Genomic DNA, 19897 nt, shown 5'->3' with positions numbered 1-19897 from the left:
TTATTGGCAGTATCTAAATGTAATCATACGATCAAGCAAAACTTTCATATTAATCCTTGTATGTGGCGCAGCTATGAGTTGCGAAAAACTCATTCATTCAGAAAATGAGAAAGATGGTATTATCTATTGTTCAGAGGGCAGCCCTAGTAACTTTAACCCTCAACTAGATACGTCAGGCACCACAGTCGATGCCTCTTCTCACCAAATATATGATCGTCTGTTGGATTTTGATCCGGTATCAGGAGATATTGCTCCTGCCCTTGCAACCAGTTGGTTAATTAGTGACGATGGTAAAACCTATACATTTCAACTCAGAAAAACAGTTAACTTTCACAGTATAAGTACCTTTACTCCTACACGGACATTTAACGCTGACGATGTATTATTTAGTTTTAATCGCTGGCGTATACCCACACATCCTTATCACGATATATCTGGGGGACAATACCCCTATACTGATAGTTTAGGGCTGGCCAGATTAATCAAAGACATTAAACGGTTAAATGGTTACCGAGTCGAGATCACCCTACATAAAAGAGAAAGTTCGTTTTTAGCTAATTTGGCCACAGACTTCGCCATAATAATGTCAGCAGAATACGCTGAAAAACTAGTGGCCAGAAATCAAATGGAACTAATTGATCATCAACCAGTAGGTACAGGTCCATATAAATTGATGGACTTTTACCCCGATCGTTATATTCGTTATAGCAAGCATCAAGAGTACTGGAGAGAAATTGAATTAACTAACAAGCTAATTTTTGATATTACACCTTCAAGTTCTTTAAGACTGGCTAAATTATTAACCTCAGAATGTGATGTAATTGCCCTGCCCGCACACAGTGAAGTAGAAGTTATTCGCCAACAACAATCTTTAGTACTCAACGAAAAACCTGGCTTAAATGTGGGTTTTTGGGCTTTCAATACATCAAAGCCTCCGTTCAACAATCCTAAAGTGCGCAAAGCTTTGTCTATGGCCATTGATAGAAATGCATTAATAGAGGCCATTTATTTTGATAGTGCGATACCGGCGCGGAATTTAGTCCCTCCAACATCTTGGGCTTATCAGTCTGACATTAAAACGGTCAGTTATAATCCAATTGCTGCTAAAAAACTCTTACGAGAGCAAGGTATTGAAGAAGGCTTTAGTATGACAATATGGGCTATGCCTGTTGAACGACCTTACAATCCTAACGCCTTAAAAATGGCTGAGTTGATGCAGTCCTATCTTCTGCAAGTGGGTATTAATGTGAATATTGTCAGTTATGATTGGTCCACATTTAGAAATTTTCTCACTCAAGGTTTGCACGATTCTGTATTGATAGGTTGGTCTGCTGATAATGGCGATCCTGATAATTTTTATCGTCCACTATTGTCTTGTGATTCAATAAAATCTGGCACTAATAGAGCCATGTGGTGCTCTAAGGAATATGATCAAATAATAAACCAAGCCCTACAATTTGATGATATTAATGAGCGAATTTACTTTTACAGTAAAGCCAACGAATATTTAGCTGAAAAAATGCCCATTCTGCCCATCGCTCATGCATCCCAATATCAAGCATACCGTAAACCTATTAAAGGATTGGTGATAAACCCCTACGGCGGTATTAAATTTGGTGGGGTGAAAAAACACTAATGAGTAATGTATTTGTTAGATACTTTAACTTAATGTTGATTACCTTAGTCATTTTAAGCCTTTTTTCTTTTTTTCTAGCTTATTTATTTCCAGGTCACCCTATTGAAAACCTAACGGGTGTGCGCTTAGCTGACATATCTCAATTAGAAAATTCCGAGTTTAAGTATCGCTCCGGTGAAAGCATGTTAGTGCAATATTGGCACTATATGAGCGCACTATTTGAAGGTAACTGGGGTAAAAGTTTTAACTCAGGTTTGCCTTTATATGATGAAATAACCAATGTTCTACCTGCCAGTATTGAATTAAGTTCATATGCTTTGTTTTTATCTGTATTAGTAGGTATTCCACTGGGATTCTTGGCAGCTATGAAACATCACAAATTTACCGATTACTCCTTATTATCTGTTAGCGTTTTAGGGTACTCCATACCGGTATTTTGGTTAGCTTTGTTAGTTATTTTGATTTTTTCATTACAGTTAGGCTGGTTTCCTTTATCAGGCAGAATTAGTTTGTTTTATGAAATCCCCAAAGTAACCGGCTTTATTATGTTAGACATATTTTTATCTGAGATTGAAGATAAACAAGCTGCTGTCAATAATGTCATTCGCCATTCAATTTTACCTACACTATCCATAGCTTTAGTTACCACTACTTTAATTATACGTATCACTAGACGCTCGGTTATCGAAACCATGAACACTGAATTTATACAGGCCGCCTTCGCTCGAGGTTTATCTACAAGACAAGTCTTGTTTCGCCATGGTATTCGCAATGCACTTATGCCTATATTTCCACTATTAGCCATGCAATTCACTACCTTATTAACCAACGCCATGATAGTGGAAACAATATTTTCCTGGCCGGGCATAGGTAATTGGCTAATCCAAGCAATTTACCACCAGGACTACCCTGCAATTAGAGCGGGCATGTTGGCTGTATCAGCACTTGTGGTCATTTTCACTATGTCAATTGACCTAACGATTCGTCTAATGGATCCCAAACGCAGAAGGCTTAAGCGTGCAGCGATTTAGTTTATATCAAGAGGAATATCATCCTTCACCACTTCACTTTACTTGGCTTGAGTTTAAGCAGAACCACATTGCTGTAGTAGGTTTGTATTGTTTGTTATTTTTTGTAGTGATTACTGTATTTTGTCCCATTTTGGCGCCTTTTGACCCGACGTTACAATCAGCCGGAGATTTATTGATCCCTCCAGCTTGGTATAGCAATGGTGGTATTAGCCACCTTTTAGGTACCGATGCTCTGGGCAGAGATATTTTGTCGCGGGTAATTTATGGCTGCAGAATGACCTTTGGTATCAGCGTTATCTTGGTCATACTCGCCATGTTAATTGGTGTGGGGTTAGGCGCTGTGGCCGGTATGAGTGAAGGTTTTCGTTCTAGTTTTGTAAACCATGTATTAGATTCAATCAAGGCTATACCTACTTTGCTTATAGCGATTATTATTATTGCCATCTTAGGCATAGGATTAGTCAATAGTATGTGGGCCATAATGCTGGCATTGATCCCACAATTTGTTCATCAAACCAGAGAATTTGTCAGCCGAGAAATGAAAAAAGAATATGTACTTGCTGCAAAGCTCGATGGCGCTAACAATATCCAAATATTCTTTCGCTCAATTATTCCTAATATGGGAGAGGCGTTAGTGGTCCAGGCTACCTTAGCCTTATCTATATCTGTGTTAGATATCAGTGCATTAGGTTTCTTAAACCTAGGGGCACAAAGCCCCATGCCTGAGCTTGGTACTATGTTATCTGAAGGTATAGAAGTTGCCTATATCGCCCCTTGGACCATAGCCATACCTGGAGGCACCATATTTTTAATGATGATTTCTATTAACTTAGTGGGTGATGGGTTGCGCTCTGCACTAAGAAATAGGCTACTTCACTAATGGTTCTGCTAGACATAAAAAACCTTACTTTAGAAATAGAGTTATCTGGTGAATGGGTCAAAACCTTAGATAAAATAAACTTAGTTATCCACGAAGGTGAGATCCACGCCTTGGTAGGTGAATCTGGCTCAGGTAAAAGTTTAATCGTTAAAGCGATAGTGGGCGCCTTACCAAACAAACGTTGGCGTATCACCGCAGACCGTATGACTTGGTTAGGACAAGATATGTTAGCTATGTCGGCCTTATCCAGAAGAAAGTTAATTCGTAATGACATCTCAGTTATTTTTCAAAATCCAATCGGTTCACTCGATCCAATTCTGCCTTTAGGAAAGCAACTCAAAGAAGTCCTAGATATTGGAAAAATTAGAAAATCCTGGTTTTGGAAAAAGAAACAACAGAAACATAAAATGGCGGTAGATTTACTGCATAGAGTGGGCATTAAAAACCATGAATTATGTTTATCTAGCTTTCCCCACCAGATATCCAACGATGTATTACAAAAGTTTATGATTGCTATGGCACTAGCCTCTGGGCCAAAGTTAATTATTGCCGATGATCCTACCAGAGGAATGGAAGTTAACGCTAAAACTCAAATTTTAAAATTACTTAGTCGCGTAAACCAAGTACGTAATACCAGCATTTTGTTTGTGAGCCATGATCTACTAGCCATTTCTAGTATGGCCCATTTTATGACAGTACTTTATTGCGGACAAACCGTTGAAACTGGCGAACTCAAAAAGTTAAGAAAGAGAGCGTTCCACCCTTATACCCAAGCACTACTTGATAGCGCACCTAGTTTTCGTAAAGACCTGCCACCTAAATCAAAGTTAAGTTCTTTACCAGGTACTATCCCTACCCTTCATCATCTGCCAATCGGCTGTCGATTTGGCCCAAGGTGTCCAAGAGCAAGGAAAGAGTGCGTCACTACGCCTGCAGTGCGCAAAATACATAACCATTATTATAGTTGCCACTTTCCATTACATTGGGAGGGAAAATAGTGGATTTAATCAATGTTAAAGACCTGTGCTTCCAAGAGAAAGTAAAAAACTTTATAAAAAAAAGCGACACTGTTTTTAACTTAGGACCAGTAAACTTCAACTTAAAGGCTGGAGAAACTTTAGCCATAGTGGGCGAGAATGGTTCAGGAAAATCATTATTAGCTAAACTATTAATTGGTTTAGAGCAACCCTCCTCAGGCCATATATTATTAAGTGGCCATGATCTGAGTAAATCATCATTGAGTCAAAAATGTCACGATATTCGGATGATCTTTCAAAATAGTAATGAATCTCTGAATCCTGGGTTAACTCTAGGCGCAATTTTAGAAGAACCTTTGCGGCTTAATACAAGTTTAACCTCACAAGAAAGAAACCTTAAAATCGAAGAGACTTTGAAGCAAGTTGGTTTAATGAATGATCATAAGTTTTTCTATCGCCACATGTTATCCGATGGGCAAAGGCAAAGAGTGGCGTTAGCTCGGGCATTAATATTAAATCCTAAAATAATTGTTGCCGATGAACCTTTTGCCGCCCTTGATCCATCAGTACGTTCACAAACAGTTAATTTATTAATGCGTCTGCAAAGGGAGTTAGGATTAGGGTTTATATTTATCTCCCATAATCTTGGTATCGTGCGCCACATTTCAGATAAAGTCATTGTCATGAAGCAAGGTCAAGTGGTTGAATCAGGTAAAACTGACGTTATTTTTAATTGGCCAAATGACCAATACACAAAAAAGTTGGTTGACGCTCATCAAGCGTTAGTGAATAGCCAAGACAATTAATTGATATAACTAACCTCAGTTCTGGATAAGCAACGCCTGCAAGATGGCTCTTTTTTGTCCCTATAGGCGTTGCTCTAAATGGGTTTAGAATGACTAGACAACATTCAGAGCGCCTTTATAGGAACAAAAATTTCTGCTCTTGCCCTTACTTTGTTGTCCTAAGCAATTGAACTTGTAGTTAAATTATTAAATATACAAAGTATATTTAATTGTTACGACATTTCTTATCCAGTACTGAGGTTAGCTCTTACTGAAAAAAGAATGCCCTAGATAGCAAAAACCCGCCAGATGGCGGGTTTTCTTATTAAGTCAACGGTAACGCAAAAATTTAAATTAACCTAGCTTCTCTTTAATACGTGCAGAACGACCAGAGCGTTCACGCAAGTAATAAAGTTTAGCACGACGAACTGCACCACGACGTTTCACTTCAATAGAACTGATTGCCGGGCTGTGTGTTTGGAATATACGCTCAACACCTTCGCCGTTAGAAATCTTACGAACTGTAAAAGCAGAGTGTAGGCCACGGTTACGTTTAGCAATAACTACGCCTTCGTATGCCTGAAGACGTTCTTTTTCGCCTTCTTTAACGCGTACTTGCACAACCACTGTGTCACCAGCACCGAATGCTGGAACGTCAGTTTTTAGCTGCGCTTCTTCAATTTTTTTGATGATATCTTGATTGACTTTTCTCATCATATCCTCTCATCCTAGATTAACTGTCATCATGCTGCGGCAAGTCTTTTAGATATAAATCTAATAACACTTGCTGCTCCTCAGTCAGAGCTAGATCGTTTAATAATTCAGGGCGTCGTTGCCAGGTTCTACCTAACGACTGTTGTAAACGCCACTGCCTGATTTTTTGGTGATCACCACTTAACAACACCTTAGGAACAAGCTCACCGTTCAAGTTTTCTGGCCGAGTATAGTGCGGACAATCTAACAAACCATGACTAAAGGAGTCTTGCTCTGCCGATTGTTCATGCCCTAATACGCCGGGTACAAACCTTGAAACAGCATCCATTAAGATCATTGCTGGTAATTCGCCGCCACTTAACACGTAATCACCAATTGACCATTCCTCGTCAACTTGTGTTTGTATTACCCGTTCGTCGATACCCTCGTATCGACCAGCAACTAAAATCAAACCTTCATTTTCAGAAAGTTGTTTTACACCAGCTTGATCCAGCTTCTTCCCTTGGGGAGAAAGGTAAATCACTTTTGTTTTTCTTCCTGCTGCATTTTTTGCAGCCAGAATAGCGTCTGTTAATGGCTGAACCATCATCAGCATACCAGGTCCACCACCGTATGGCCGGTCATCTACAGTACGATGTTTGTCATGAGTAAAGTCTCTTGGATTAAAACACTCTACTTGTAACAACCCGTTTTTAACGGCTCGCCCTGTCACTCCCTGCTGGGTAAAAGTTTGAAACATTTCTGGAAACAAACTTACTACACCAAACCAACGATTCGGTTCCTGACTAGGTTCTTGCATTAAAATGCAGGATCCCAATCTACTGTGACCGTTTTCGCCTGCCGGTCTATTTGTTTGATCACTTGATCTAACAAATAAGGAACCATGCGTTCTTTTTGACCAAAAGCGTCATTCAAATTGGCTTTGACTAACATAACGTCATTAGCGCCAGTTTCGAATAACTCTTTAATTACACCCAAGTTATAACCTTTATCAGTTACCACTTGCATGCCGACCAACTCACGCCAATAAACATCGTTGTCATCTAATTGGGGTAACATCTCTGCTTTAATTGAAATTTCGAGATTTTTGATACTTTCAGCATCGTCTCTATTTTCAACCCCAACCAGTTTGGCAACTAAACCTTTATTGTGGGTTCGCCACTGGTCTACGACATACTCTTTGCTTTCTTGCACTTGACCCAATAGCCAAGGAGTGTAAGCAAACACGCCGTCTAAATCATGGGTATACGAGGTGATCTTAACCCAACCTTTTACACCATAAGGTGCACCGATTTTGCCAATCACTAATGTGTCAGACACAAGACTCATTTCTTAACCTCTTTTACATACCCTTTAAACATCTGCAATTAAGCAGCTGCTTTTTGTGCATCTTTTACCAAGGTAGAAACACGGTCAGATAAGCTTGCGCCTACGCCAACCCAATGCTCAACACGGTCTAGATCTAAGCGAAGACGCTCTTCTTGACCTTGTGCTGTTGGATTGAAAAAACCAATATTTTCAATAAAACGGCCATCGCGTGAACGACGACTGTCTGCAACTACTACTTGATAAAATGGACGCTTTTTAGCGCCACCACGCTGTAAACGAATAGTAACCATAAATGCCTCAAACTCGTTGTAGCGTTAACGTTAACTTAATTTACCTTAAATTCTGACACAAATAGCCAGATAAAAGGCCGCCGTATTGTACGGATATGGGGGATTAATGCAAGGCTAAATAAGATATAAAACCAATATTTCTCAGATTAAATGTTCAACGATTAAATAACTGAAAGCTAAACAAAATTTTTGTAGGGGATGATTGACGACTGATGTTGGCCTAGATACCCTTCTGGGCAAAAATAATCTTAAGAAATTTAGAATGAAAGTACTATTATCTTTAGTCGTTGTTATTGCATTAATTAGTCTTGTCTGGTTTGCTCAGCACGCTAACCAACCAATGCAACCCGCTACGAAACATCTCCACGCACCAGTTATTTCTAGGCATGATATTTTAACGGCCACAGATTTTTTAGCTGGCATACAACAAGCTGTAGCGATTAATAACCAAGATGATATTGATAAATGGATATTCAAAGCTGTAGAAGTGGCAGAGGCAGCTGAATTACCAATACAAGATATTCAATACATACAGTCAGACTTAGCCAGAAACTTTTTAATTTTCCAAGCGAAGCGCAAGTTATTTAACCAAGAAATTCAACAGGCTTATTACAAGATAGAAGATATAACACCAATCAAAGAACGATATCCAGAAGCCGCAGACCTATTTACTAAAGTCGATAATTTGTTGTTAGAAAGAAATAAACTCATCCAAAAACTAGCCGCAGAAATGGCCGATGGTCAATCCGTTGATGATGAGATACTAAAACTGGCTGGAGATAAATGGAAACAAGAGTTTGCTAAGAAAGTGCCTAAATTGGATCAGGAGAGCTTCTGATTTCATAAAATTTACATGTACCTTTTATTTAAAAGTACATGCATTTGTAATTGCCAGTTGCCATTAGTTTACTCAGGATACTGATTAAACTTCTGCGCTTGTTGCCCTTCTTCAAACCAACAAGGTTTTTCTTCACAAAAAATATTCGCTTGTGGGCGGATCTCAGGGTCGCCATCTAAATATCCGGCTGGAATGACCAAAGCTGTACCATCTCTACTTTCATAAGGCACCTGAGAGCCACAAGTTGTACAAAAACAGTTACTAAATCGTACTGCATGAGGTAAATCAAACCTTTGAATTAGCTCCTTACCTGATTGCCATTCTATTTTATCGGGTGCAGTAAAAATTAATGACGCAAACGCTGAGCCAGTCTTTTTCTGACAACGATCACAATAACACTGATAAAAACGTGCAAAAGGCCCAGTCACTGTACTTTTGACAGCTCCGCATAAACAACTTCCCGTAACTTTATTTTCCATGATAGCTGTTCTCCAATTTAATTTTTAAGTGTAGTTAATAGTAACAAGATTAAAGGTACTGAAAAGTACAATTGGATTTTAATTTCTATTTAGTTTCACTAGGTGTTAAAAATTGCTTTATTTACACTTGATGAATTCTTTTTTCGCTCGATTTGGCATACGAGTGACTAGCTCGTAACCTATGGTATCCGCCCATTTAGCCACTTCATTAGCTGACAAGTGTTTACCCCATAGCTCTACCGGAGCACCAATCTCAACCTCAGCTAAATCAGTTACATCCACACAAATTAAGTCCATGGACACACGCCCAACTAGGCTCACTCTTTGACCATTCACCAGCACAGGTGTGCCTGATTTTGCAGTTCTAGGGTATCCATCACCGTATCCCACGGCAATAGTTGCAATCACTGAATCTCGCTGCGCTATCCAAGTGTTGCCATACCCTACTGACTCACCAATTAGTACATTTCGTAAGGCTATGATCTGTGAGGTAAAAGTCATAGCGGGGATCAATTTATCAGCTTCAGGATGCGAAGTGATAAAAGGGGTTAAACCATACAACATGATACCTGGACGGTTCCAATCTAAACGACTATCCGGCCAAGCTAATACTCCAGCGGAATTAGCTAAACTCAACTCACAATGTTTGGCTTTAGCTTGTTGTTGTATAAGACTGGAAACACAGGCGTTAAAATCAGCGACTTGAGCCGCAGTATAATCAGAGGTTAAATCATCGGCGTTAGAAAAATGACTAAGTAATCGAATATTTTCGATATTTTTTGAGGCGCTAAGCTGTGCAAATACTTCTTGCACAGTATCGATAGACACTCCCAATCTATGCATACCTGTATCTATTTTTAACCAAACTGTTATCGGATTATCTAAACTAGTGTCTAACAAAGTTTGAATTTGAACATGATTATGAAGCACAAATTCACAATTTTGTTGGATGCCAAGGTCAATATCAGCTACTTCAAAAAAGCCGGCTAACAGTAAAATTTTATTCTGAACACCCGCATTTCGAAGGTGTATAGCTTCTTCTAAACAAGACACAGCAAACATTTCCACTTGCGCTGTTAGTGCTTTAGCCACCTCTACTGAACCATGTCCATAAGCATCCGCTTTCACTACCGCTAGGGTTTTCGGACTTTTCGCTAATGATGGCGCTGATAATTGCGCTAATGCTTGAGCCAACTGATAGTTATATTGAATAGCCGTTAAATCGACAGTTATTTTTGCTGGTCTTGACATAATATTAATAACTGAACTTATTCTTACTGTACAAGGTTTGAGCGAGTTGCCAGATATCCCCTACTTTGCCATCACCTACAGATTCGCCATCTAATTCAATCACAGGCACAATCTCTTTACTCGAACTAGTTAACCAAATTTCATCAGCATTTTGTACTTCGGCCATAGTCACCACGCGCTCTTCAATGCTTAAACTTGGCTCTTGCCTCAAAATATCTAACACCATAAAACGGGTGATACCTGGTAATAATTGTTTATCTAAAGGGGGGGTAACAATATGTGTACCTTTCACCACAAATACATTACAGGCACTGGCTTCAGTTAATTCATTTTGCGCATTAAATAATATAGTTTCATTCACGCCTGAATCTTGGCTATGTTGGAAATGCATCACATTGCCTAACAAAGAGGTAGATTTTATATCACAGTGTTTCCAGCGTTTATCAAGTGCACTGTTTACTTTGAATTGTTTAGTCAGGGTTTTATCGGCAACGGGCGCGGCCGGAATTTCAAAAGCAAAAGCAAATACAGTTGGTTGAATATTTTCCGGAAAAGCATGAAACCTTTTTACATCAGCACCTCTGCTTACGTGTAAATACACGCCTAAATTACCGCTGCCATTTTTTTTAGTCAAATTTAGAGCAATATCTCTCCACTCACTTAACCCCATATCAAGTTGAATACCAATCGCTTTTAGACCATTTTGCATACGCTTAATATGTAATCCTAGCCCGACTAACTGACCACCGTAAGACGGCACCATTTCATAAATACCATCACCAAACAAAAAGCCGCGATCCATAGGCGAGATTTTTGCCTCGTTCATTGGTAAATAGTCGCCGTTTAAAAATACAATATCGGAGTTGGCTCTCATCTATAAACACTCATAAAACATACAATTACATAGAAATTTTAATAAACTAATTATGCCATGAAAAAACCATGGAAATGAAAACTATCTTAGTAAAATATGTTTATTGGCTTATTGCTATTTAACGTTATCAGTTACAATAGAAATAATTATCCAATAAAAGATTATCGACCGAACTATGTTACAAGTTGGAATGTTCCACTCTTTAGAAGTGGTTAATGAAGTGCCTTTTGGTTTTTATCTAGACGGCAAAGACAAAGGTGAAATATTACTGCCTACCAAATCAGCCCCTTTGGGCTGCAAATTAGGCGACCAAGTTAACGCTTTTATATACCACGACAGCGATGACCGTATTATCGCCACCACCAAACGTCCTAAAGTATTAGTTGATCATTGTGCCTACCTAAAAGTAGTCAGTGTGTCTAAAGTAGGCGTATTTATGGACTGGGGATTAGAAAAAGATTTGCTTGTACCTTTTAGTGAACAAACCTATCCAATGTCCGAAGGACTTTCATATGTCGTTTATGTATTTTGTGACGAAGAAACGGGTAGGTTAGCCGCGTCCACTCGTTTAAGTGACTTCTTATACGAAGAATCCAGTGACGAAGGTGGCACCTTTGAGCCAAGGCAAGAAGTAGAGCTACTGATTTGCGCTAAAACAGATATGGGTTATAAAGCCATTATTAATGGTTCACACTTAGGTTTACTATTTAGAGACGAAGTGTTCAAACCGATTAAAATAGGCCATTCAATGAAGGGCTTTATAAAGTCTATTCGTGAAGATGGTAAAATTAATTTATGTTTTCAGTTTCATGATCCAACCGCCCGTAACACGCTAGAAGAGCAGATTATCGAAGACTTAATTGCCCACGATGGCTTATCAACGCTAACCGACAAAAGTTCAGCCGATGAAATATCCAAACGTTTTAACGTCAGTAAAAATGCATATAAAAAAGCACTGGGTTCGTTATACCGACAAAAACGTATATTGTTAGATAAAACTAAAGTGACGCTTGTTAAAAAATCAGATTAGGAGTACATAAATCATGGAAGATATTTTGGTTAGATACCTGCATTTTATCGGCATAATTGTATTAGCTGGCACACTAGTAGCCGAACACATGTTACTAGTGGGGCAAGTGAGTATTGAGCAAATGAAAAAAATTGCACGCATAGACATGGTCTATGGTGTAAGTGCCTTGGTTGTTTTAGCGGCTGGGTTAACACTTTGGTTTTGGGTAGGAAAACCTACTGAGTTTTATACAAAGAACGGCGTGTTTCATACTAAGGTTACCTTGTTTGTAGTGATGGGGTTATTGTCTATTTACCCAACGGTTTTTATAAACAAGTCCATCAATAAGGCGAGTCGCCCTGAAGAATCATTGATAACCATACCTAAACGCGTCATCAATATTATTCGGGCTGAACTGGCTTGTTTAGTACTCATTCCTTTATTAGCCGTATTTATGGCCAAAGGTTATGGCTTTTACGGTTAAAAAAGTTACAACAAAGAGGTAAACATGCAAGCAACAGTTACTTGGCAACAAGACATGATATTTAACTGCGAAACCGACACAGGCCAATCAATGGTAATGGATGGCAATGGCAGTCAAATTAGCCCAATGGAATCAGTTTTATTATCTGCTGGCGCCTGTTCATCTATTGACGTAGTGGAAATTCTCAAGAAATCCCGTCAAGACGTTACCGATTGTGTATGTGAACTTAACGCCCAAAGAGCAGAAGATGCCCCGCGAGTATTTACCAAAATCCATGCCCATTACAAAGTAACCGGCAACAACATAAGCGAAAAACACCTAGCAAGAGCAGTGCAATTATCTGCAGAAAAATACTGCTCAGTGATGTTGATGTTATCCGGGAAAGTGGAAATAGAAACAAGCTATGAAATAGCTTAATAGCATTCGCTACGCGAACTAAGATATGCGCTGCGCGCACAGGGCATTCGCAAAGCTCACCGTCATCCATGACGTTTTTAACTCGAATCCCTTCGAGCTAGTAACTCTTTTTACAACAGCATAAAAAGAGTAACCAGAAAAATGCCGCCCACCAACAAAACTTCTTCTCCGAATGACTGATATTAATTAGGTCGCTTTGATTTGTTCCCGACAAGGCAAAGCTCAATTGGCATCCTGCCAATTGCCCCAATTAATATTGGCGTCATTCGGGAAGTTTTGGATGTGGGACAAAATCAAAAGCATCGCGGTTCCACTAAGTGAGATGAATATTATAGGAGGTAATTCAACGCCTCAATAAGAGACAAAAATTAGTTGGTTAAAATTAGCGACGCATCACCAAAACCAACTGTTTTTATATCCTTCTGAATTGAATGTTAGGTTCATTTTTGCGGCACTATTGATTTTGCTGTTTCAACTAGCTCTTTTGCTGATGCCGTAATAGCATTTTGATCTTTGATTGCGGTCTTCTGATGAATAGGACTCTTGTATATCTGAGTGACCGAATCCATTATCATTTTATCTTTATTTGTGGTTTCATTTAACTGGTCCGCATATGAGTTTATTGTTAAGGCTACTGCTGATTTAAAAGCGTACTCTTCTTGAAAATTCCTCTCTTTCACGTATTGTGAAATAGCAAACAACAATATACCAATAGCAGGTAAAGCCTTTAATGAATTAACAACAATTACTTGCCAAGCCAAATCACTTAAATCTCCATTTCCAAAAAGAAAAAATATCCAAGCTATAGTTGCAACAGCGGTTATTGGTACGGTCCACTTCCAAAATCCAATAGATGTAATTAACTCTTTCTTCCGTTGTTTAAAAGTTTCAAATAATGAAGCCCCTACTTCTCTTTCTATTAAGTCATCTAGATAGGAATTTCTTTCTTCAAAATATTCCTTTTTTTCTTCTACATAACTAAGTTTTTCTTCAAAGGCTCGGACTAATTTTGAATAGGTTTCATTGTTAGATTTAGTATTTTCATTATTGTCTTTAAGTAATGACTTTAGCTCCATTAGAAGCTTCCTTGATTCACTCTCTATAGTTTCAATATCATTTTTCTTGTCTTCAGAGTTTTCAAGAGTTGAAGTTATTCTTTCTTCAACAGTTGAAGACTTAGTATATAAATCGTTAATTTCATTTGAGTGTTGTCTAGAGGCATTTAATAAAGCTTCTATTTCACTTAGCTCACTATTTTTGGATTTCAAAAATAAATTAACACCTTCTTTTTCTTCATTTATTTCTTCTATAAGCCTCGTTAATCTCTCCGAAACCTTAAGCATGTGTTTTGTAACTAAATTAATTCTCTCCTGATCATCCTTTACATTAGATTCGCTAGACCTAAAGTATTTTCTTTTGGATTTTTCCCAAAAACCGTTTACAGCTTGATAATGCGCAAGCTTATTAAGTTGAGGGATACTTGCTCTAAAATTATTTGTTTTTATTTGGTTAAGAAGATTAGCTAGATCTTGATGTAAATTTCCTGAACCATATTCATTATGAAAGTTATATTGAAAAGGGAGTGTTTTTGCGTATGAACTATCTATTTCTTCTGAGAGTTGCCTAAAAACTTTATTTACAACAGAAAAGTATTCCTTGGCTGTATATTCCCCAATATTAATGCTCATGAGATCAGGACTCTCACCTAAACTATTCGCAATTAAATCGGCTAGGTCAATTGATGTGAACTCTTCTAAATGTCCCTTAACTTGATTGATTTGACTCTGGTTCATTGCTTCCTCTATGAACATAACAGTGTATTACCGCGAATTCCTCGCATCACATTTTAATCTAATACCGAAATTCATAACACTTTTTTAATAAATTTTAATTTAAACAATAACCTACAGATAGTTTAACCTAAAAGAAAGTGATTTTTTATTCCATATTGGCGAAGCCGTGCTTTTGATTTTACTTCCACATCCAAAGCTTCCCGAATAACGCCAATATTCATTTGGACAATTGGCATGGATAGCCAATTGAGAATTACGATGTCGGGAACATCTCAATTCGGCCTAATGAATATAAGTTATTTGGAATAGAAGCTTTGTTGGTGGGCGGCTTTTCTTGTGCACTTCTTTTAGCTGTTGAAAAGAAGTGCATCGCCCAGAAGGGACGCTGGGTGAAAACCCGCAATGGATTGCGGTGAACGAAGTGAATGCTTTTAAAAAATCAAAACTTCCCAAACGCTTGTTCAAAATCAGCTACTAAATCATCACTATCTTCAATACCCACAGACATTCTGATCATATTGTCGTTAATACCCATTTCATCACGCTCTTGTTGACTGGATTCAAAATAGATAGTGGAAGCCACTGGCAAGGCAAGCGTTCGTGTGTCACCAAGATGAGTGGCGCAAATCACTAGCTCGAGTGCATTTAAAAATGCGATGGGATCAATCTCATCTATCAAATCAAAACTTAAAATGCCGCCATACCCTTTGAAATATTCTCTAGCTAGAAAATGTTGAGGGTGATCAGCCAATCCAGGGTAATATACGGCCGTCACTTTTGGATGATTATGTAAATATGAGGCTATACGTAATGCGTTATCACAAGTTTTGTCTGTACGCAGTACTAAGGTTTCTAACCCAATTGAAATTTCATGACAAGACTGAGGTGAAAGTGTAGCCCCCATGTCACGTAAACCCCGTTTACGCATTTGGGTTAATCCCCACAATGTGGTGTCCGCTCCGCGATAAATATCTAGAATATTGTCAAACTTGGACCAATCAAATAATCCAGTATCCACCACTGCCCCACCTAACACATTGCCGTGTCCAGATACGTATTTGGTTAAAGAGCTGATAGTAATTGAGGCCAAGACTGATTTAGCATCAAACATATTGGGTGGCGTCATAGTACTGTCAACGATAAACAGCAAGCCTTTTTCCTGACAATAACGACCAATACAGGGTAAATCAGCCACTTGCGTAACAGGGTTAGCTATTGTTTCTAGGTATACAGCTTTGGTATTCTTTTGATAGGCCTGTTCTATATTCCTGACATCAGTGACGTCTACAAAGCTAAGTTCAATACCAAGAGTTTGCATGGTTTCGGCAAAACTTCGGGTGTTACCAAACAAAAAGTGACTCACAATAATATGATCACCTGCTTTGAATAAACTAAGCATGGTCGAAGTAATAGCAGCCATACCTGTGGCAAAGGTAATCGCCCCTACTCCACCTTCTAGGTGATTTAAAATATTTTGCAATGCTGCTGCAGATCCGGTTGAAGAGCGCCCATACACATGGCCAGCTTTTTTACCTTGGAAAACATCAACTATGCCTTGCGCGTCTTTAAATTCAAACAACACAGAGTTATTCGTGGCTTGGTGCACAGCACCGTTTTCAGGTAAATTGAGTAAGCGATCAGCATGTACTAGTTGTGTGGTAAAACCTTTATTTTTCAATCTTTAACTCCGCAAGGGGAACTTCTTTTATTTATCGTGTATTTATAACAAAAAAAGACCTAAAGCACTTATTTAATGATACGTCTATTTAGGGGCTGTATTATTCCTTAAATTAAAACCTAGGCCAAACTCAATCTGTTTTTTCATATAATTAAACTACTCGATTGCTGGTTTTATTTTTAAGCCCTTGTGACTTTTACCAATTTAAAACAAGTTAATAACCGTTTAATTACAAATGGGGTTTATTTTAAAATTTACTTGTAAAGAATAAGCTTTATTGTCCTTTCAAGCATTTCATTATGCCGCAAGCCAATTTACACTAGGCAAATAATCGTTAGGTGAAAAGTTAAAGCAAATGTTAGTTAAGCGACATTAAGCTTTATACTTTTATCATTATTTTTTGGTTAATTGAATGGAATATACATATTGAGAATTTTCATATTTCTGTTGTCTATTATTTGCACTTTTTCCCATAGTCAACAAACTGCCCAAAGTTTGTTTGGTCAATATCAAACCGCACTGTATCAAATTAAAATTATTGATCTTGAATCCGGTAATAAGTCCTCTATTGGTTCAGGCTTTCAAGTTGATAAAGCTGGCAATATAGTGACCAATTATCACGTGGTATCTGAATACATTTATTATCCTGAGAAATTTAAAATTGTTTATATGGATCATTTAGGCGAAGAAGGTCCTCTAAAGTTAGTAGATTTAGATGTTATTAATGATTTAGCTTTAGTGAGAAAAGTCAATTTATCTGACGCAGAAGAAGCCTTTCCCATTGCCCCCGAACTTCCCAGCCAAGGAAGCAATATATACTCCTTAGGAAACCCCCACGACTTAGGTATGATAGTCGTACCGGGTACATTCAATGGGCTTAAAAAGAACAGTTTTTATCAACGTATTCACTTCACCGGTTCAATCAACCCAGGCATGAGTGGCGGCCCTGTGGTTAATGAGTTAGGCCAAGTCATGGGAGTGAATGTAGCCACTGCCGGTAATCAAATAGGCTTTTTGATCCCGCTAGCTAAGGTTAATGAGCTAATAGAAAACAAAGACGCTGCTCCTCTAGCCAATGACCAACTGAAAGTCAGAATACATACCCAACTTATGGTCAATCAACAGAGGTTGTTTTCACGTCTTAAAAGCCAGCCTTGGAAAACAGCTAATTTAGGACAAGCTTCCGTTCCGGCTCAAATCACAGAGTTTGTTTCATGCTGGGGCGACTCAAATGCAAACGACACAGACGTGTTATATTTGTCAGTTGAAAATCGTTGTCGCTTAGACGAACAAATTTTCTTACATTCAGGTTTAACCACTGGAGGTGTTGAGCTTGAATTTGAGTGGTTAGAAGGCAAAGATTTGAGCCAACATAGATTTTATTCTTTTTATACCGATAGCATTACAGGTGCAGGAGCTGGCAACAAAGCTGGTAAAATAGATGTCACGAACTATCGTTGCCAAGAAGATAAAGTCACCAATATTCATGGCGTAACTAGTAAAACCGTATTTTGCTTAAGAGCTTATAAAGACTATCAACAACTTTATGATGTGCTTTTTGTAGCAGCTACCTTAGATCACCAAGACAAAGGCTTAATCAGTCACTTTACCTTAGCCGGTGTCGGCAGAGAATCAGCTTCAGCATTTACGCAAAAATTTATGGATTCAATTGAATGGCAATAGTTTTAGAACTTTTATCCCGTAAAAACATTCCCCTTAAACATTTTAAATTTGAGCAGGATTATGTATGTGTAGGTCGAGATTTTAATAATGATTTGAGACTAGATGATCCATACATATGTCCTAGCCATATGTTAGTGGCCATTGATCCTGAATCAGGACAATTGATGGTGAATGACTGTCAATCAACTAATGGTATCAAAGTTAACGGGAAATACGTTAAACAAGCTAACCTAGTATCAAACGACATCATTAAAATTGGTCGCACTCGGATTAGAATAATTGACACTAAAGTGCCTTTGCCTATTGCTATGCCTCTTAGTGAATTGGAAGAAAACCTAAGTTGGTTAAATAAGCTTTCTTTGGCATTTTCATTAGTTTTTGCTTGTTTAGCCTATTTACTATTTTCACAATACCTTAATAGTGTTGAAGAGTTTAAGTTAATCAATGCCTTGCCTTCAGAATTAGGTCAATTGGGCATGATGTTAATTTGGCCTTTAGGGATTGCCACTTTGGCTAAAGTGGTCAAAAAAGAAAGTCATTTGATTAATCAAATAAACCTGACTCTATTGACCAGTTTACTGATATTCGCCTTAAACTTATTACAAAAGGTCATTATTTTTAATATTCAACCCGATGGTTGGTTTAGCTGGTTAGAGTTATTGGTGTTTGCAGTAATCGTGATTAGTTTTATTTGGTTAAGTCTGTTTATTGCCTTTCACCAGCCAGATAAACGCAGAAATTACATTACTGCGGCCATATCCATCTTAGTGCTGGCACCTATTTTGACCTTAGGATTCTTAAAAGATGACGAATTCAATAGTCGCCCTAAGTACAACCCCATACTGTTGGCGCCTATTTATAACATTACTGGCACAATAGGCTCTGAAGATTTTGTCGATAAATCTCAAAAGTTATTTGATCGAGTAGATAACTTGAAAAACAACTAACTTAAGCTTTAGAAAATGTGTATTTTATTTGTTGCCGTCAATCAACATAAAGATTATCCATTAATTATTGCGGCTAATCGTGATGAGTTTTTTAATCGCCAAACGGCAGAGTCGCATTTTTGGCCTAAAACAGAACAAGTGTTAGCTGGCAAAGATTTAGTCGCTGGGGGCTCTTGGATGGGGATTAATCAAGACGGGTTTATCGCAGCTTTAACTAACATTCGCAACCCTGAAAAAGTGAATAATCAAGCCATTACTCGAGGCACATTGGTTAGTCAATACCTTGAAACCCCTAATGTAGATTACGCCCAAACATTAGCTCAAACTAAACATCAGTATAATGGTTACAACTTATTGTTTGGCCAGTGGAATAAACTTTCTGTTTACAATAATCACCTTGATACACTTCAAGCGTTAGATACAGGTGTGTATGGGTTATCCAATGCCAATTTAAATAGTCCCTGGCCCAAAATTCAAAAAGGCGTATCTCAACTAGAAGAATATTGCCGTTCAGACTTCCCCATTGATGCAAATACGCTATTTGAGCTATTACTCGACAACACCAAAGCTGACGATCCCCACCTACCTAAAACCGGTGTGCCCATAGAATTAGAAAGACACTTGTCTTCAATCTTTATTCAAGGTGACGACTACGGAACTCGCTCGTCAACTGTGTTAACTATCGATAAAAATCATAAGGTTAACTGGCAAGAACGAACCTACAATAGTCAGGCTGTTTGCACCTCCAAACAAAACTTTCATTTCAATATAAATTAGTGCGAAATTAACTCGAATATTTTGC

Annotated in this window: 21 protein-coding genes; 12 read left to right on the top strand and 9 right to left on the bottom strand. The window is 38.2% G+C overall.

What is annotated here, in order from left to right; genetic code table 11:
• Window positions 1-73: 73 nt before the first annotated feature.
• From L0668_RS02050 to L0668_RS02030, 5 genes are read left to right on the top strand one after another with little or no spacing between them, the layout of a single operon-like run.
• Window positions 74-1636: an ABC transporter substrate-binding protein gene (locus L0668_RS02050; protein WP_235310391.1), complete on the top strand. Its 1563-nt coding sequence runs from the start codon at window positions 74-76 to the stop codon at window positions 1634-1636.
• The gene (locus L0668_RS02045) at window positions 1636-2667 is read left to right on the top strand and encodes an ABC transporter permease (protein WP_235310390.1); all 1032 of its coding nucleotides are present in this window, start codon (window positions 1636-1638) and stop codon (window positions 2665-2667) included. Before L0668_RS02050 ends, L0668_RS02045 begins: the two co-directional genes overlap by 1 nt.
• Entirely contained in the window at window positions 2654-3547 is an 894-nt protein-coding gene (locus L0668_RS02040) for an ABC transporter permease subunit (RefSeq protein WP_235310389.1), read from the top strand. Before L0668_RS02045 ends, L0668_RS02040 begins: the two co-directional genes overlap by 14 nt.
• Window positions 3547-4545, top strand: coding sequence for an oligopeptide/dipeptide ABC transporter ATP-binding protein (locus L0668_RS02035; protein ID WP_235310388.1), 999 nt, complete (start codon window positions 3547-3549; stop codon window positions 4543-4545). The genes L0668_RS02040 and L0668_RS02035 overlap by 1 nt, the downstream gene beginning before the upstream one ends.
• Window positions 4545-5330 carry an ATP-binding cassette domain-containing protein gene (locus tag L0668_RS02030; RefSeq protein ID WP_235310387.1) on the top strand — a complete coding sequence of 262 codons (786 nt, stop codon included), beginning with the start codon at window positions 4545-4547 and terminating at the stop codon, window positions 5328-5330. The genes L0668_RS02035 and L0668_RS02030 overlap by 1 nt, the downstream gene beginning before the upstream one ends.
• 333 nt (window positions 5331-5663) lie before the next feature.
• Here L0668_RS02030 and rplS read toward each other — a convergent pair whose 3' ends face one another.
• Genes rplS through rpsP form a run of 4 tightly spaced genes read right to left on the bottom strand, consistent with a single transcriptional unit; the run spans window position 5664 to window position 7642 of the window.
• A complete protein-coding gene (gene rplS, locus L0668_RS02025) occupies window positions 5664-6023 on the bottom strand; it encodes a 50S ribosomal protein L19 (protein ID WP_235310684.1) in 360 nt (119 codons plus the stop codon).
• A 19-nt stretch (window positions 6024-6042) separates the two neighbouring features.
• Window positions 6043-6822, bottom strand: coding sequence for a tRNA (guanosine(37)-N1)-methyltransferase TrmD (gene trmD / locus L0668_RS02020; protein ID WP_235310386.1), 780 nt, complete (start codon window positions 6820-6822; stop codon window positions 6043-6045).
• Window positions 6822-7352: a ribosome maturation factor RimM gene (rimM, locus tag L0668_RS02015; protein WP_235310385.1), complete on the bottom strand. Its 531-nt coding sequence runs from the start codon at window positions 7350-7352 to the stop codon at window positions 6822-6824. Before rimM ends, trmD begins: the two co-directional genes overlap by 1 nt.
• A gap of 38 nt (window positions 7353-7390) precedes the next feature.
• A complete protein-coding gene (gene rpsP / locus L0668_RS02010; protein ID WP_235310384.1) occupies window positions 7391-7642 on the bottom strand; it encodes a 30S ribosomal protein S16 in 252 nt (83 codons plus the stop codon).
• Window positions 7643-7904: 262 nt separating this feature from the next.
• Here rpsP and L0668_RS02005 point away from each other — a divergent pair, with 262 nt between their 5' ends.
• Window positions 7905-8480, top strand: coding sequence for a hypothetical protein (locus tag L0668_RS02005; RefSeq protein WP_235310383.1), 576 nt, complete (start codon window positions 7905-7907; stop codon window positions 8478-8480).
• Window positions 8481-8548: 68 nt separating this feature from the next.
• On the opposite strand, the gene L0668_RS02000 is transcribed toward L0668_RS02005, so the two are convergent.
• The 3 genes from L0668_RS02000 to L0668_RS01990 form a co-directional block, all read right to left on the bottom strand.
• Window positions 8549-8959, bottom strand: a complete 411-nt coding sequence (locus L0668_RS02000) for a GFA family protein (RefSeq protein ID WP_235310382.1) — start codon at window positions 8957-8959, stop codon at window positions 8549-8551.
• 117 nt (window positions 8960-9076) lie between these two features.
• Window positions 9077-10210, bottom strand: a complete 1134-nt coding sequence (gene alr, locus L0668_RS01995; RefSeq protein ID WP_235310381.1) for an alanine racemase — start codon at window positions 10208-10210, stop codon at window positions 9077-9079.
• 4 nt (window positions 10211-10214) lie between these two features.
• The gene (locus L0668_RS01990) at window positions 10215-11084 is read right to left on the bottom strand and encodes an aminotransferase class IV (protein WP_235310380.1); all 870 of its coding nucleotides are present in this window, start codon (window positions 11082-11084) and stop codon (window positions 10215-10217) included.
• 175 nt (window positions 11085-11259) lie between these two features.
• On the opposite strand from L0668_RS01990, the gene L0668_RS01985 reads away from it, so the two are divergent.
• The 3 genes from L0668_RS01985 to L0668_RS01975 are packed head-to-tail and all read left to right on the top strand — an operon-like array spanning window position 11260 to window position 12994.
• Entirely contained in the window at window positions 11260-12114 is an 855-nt protein-coding gene (locus tag L0668_RS01985; protein WP_235310379.1) for a CvfB family protein, read from the top strand.
• A 13-nt stretch (window positions 12115-12127) separates the two neighbouring features.
• Window positions 12128-12577, top strand: coding sequence for a DUF2214 family protein (locus L0668_RS01980; protein ID WP_235310378.1), 450 nt, complete (start codon window positions 12128-12130; stop codon window positions 12575-12577).
• A gap of 24 nt (window positions 12578-12601) precedes the next feature.
• Entirely contained in the window at window positions 12602-12994 is a 393-nt protein-coding gene (locus L0668_RS01975; RefSeq protein WP_235310377.1) for an OsmC family protein, read from the top strand.
• 440 nt (window positions 12995-13434) lie between these two features.
• Here L0668_RS01975 and L0668_RS01970 read toward each other — a convergent pair whose 3' ends face one another.
• Together L0668_RS01970 and L0668_RS01965 are read right to left on the bottom strand one after the other, a co-directional pair.
• On the bottom strand, window positions 13435-14787 hold the full coding sequence (locus L0668_RS01970) for a hypothetical protein (RefSeq protein ID WP_235310376.1): 1353 nt from the start codon (window positions 14785-14787) through the stop codon (window positions 13435-13437).
• Window positions 14788-15226: 439 nt separating this feature from the next.
• Complete coding sequence (locus tag L0668_RS01965; protein WP_235310375.1) at window positions 15227-16465, bottom strand: cystathionine gamma-synthase family protein; 1239 nt, start codon at window positions 16463-16465, stop codon at window positions 15227-15229.
• Between the two features lie 426 nt (window positions 16466-16891).
• On the opposite strand from L0668_RS01965, the gene L0668_RS01960 reads away from it, so the two are divergent.
• From L0668_RS01960 to L0668_RS01950, 3 genes are read left to right on the top strand one after another with little or no spacing between them, the layout of a single operon-like run.
• Window positions 16892-18148, top strand: a complete 1257-nt coding sequence (locus tag L0668_RS01960) for a S1 family peptidase (protein ID WP_235310374.1) — start codon at window positions 16892-16894, stop codon at window positions 18146-18148.
• Window positions 18139-19095 carry an FHA domain-containing protein gene (locus L0668_RS01955; protein WP_235310373.1) on the top strand — a complete coding sequence of 319 codons (957 nt, stop codon included), beginning with the start codon at window positions 18139-18141 and terminating at the stop codon, window positions 19093-19095. Before L0668_RS01960 ends, L0668_RS01955 begins: the two co-directional genes overlap by 10 nt.
• A gap of 15 nt (window positions 19096-19110) precedes the next feature.
• Window positions 19111-19872 (top strand): NRDE family protein, encoded by a 762-nt coding sequence (locus L0668_RS01950; protein WP_235310372.1) that lies wholly within the window; start codon window positions 19111-19113, stop codon window positions 19870-19872.
• Window positions 19873-19897 lie beyond the last annotated feature (25 nt).

The sequence above is a fragment of the Paraglaciecola algarum genome, assembly GCF_021532655.1.
Classification (GTDB): domain Bacteria; phylum Pseudomonadota; class Gammaproteobacteria; order Enterobacterales; family Alteromonadaceae; genus Paraglaciecola; species Paraglaciecola algarum.
This window is presented reverse-complemented; position numbering and strand designations above follow the sequence as displayed.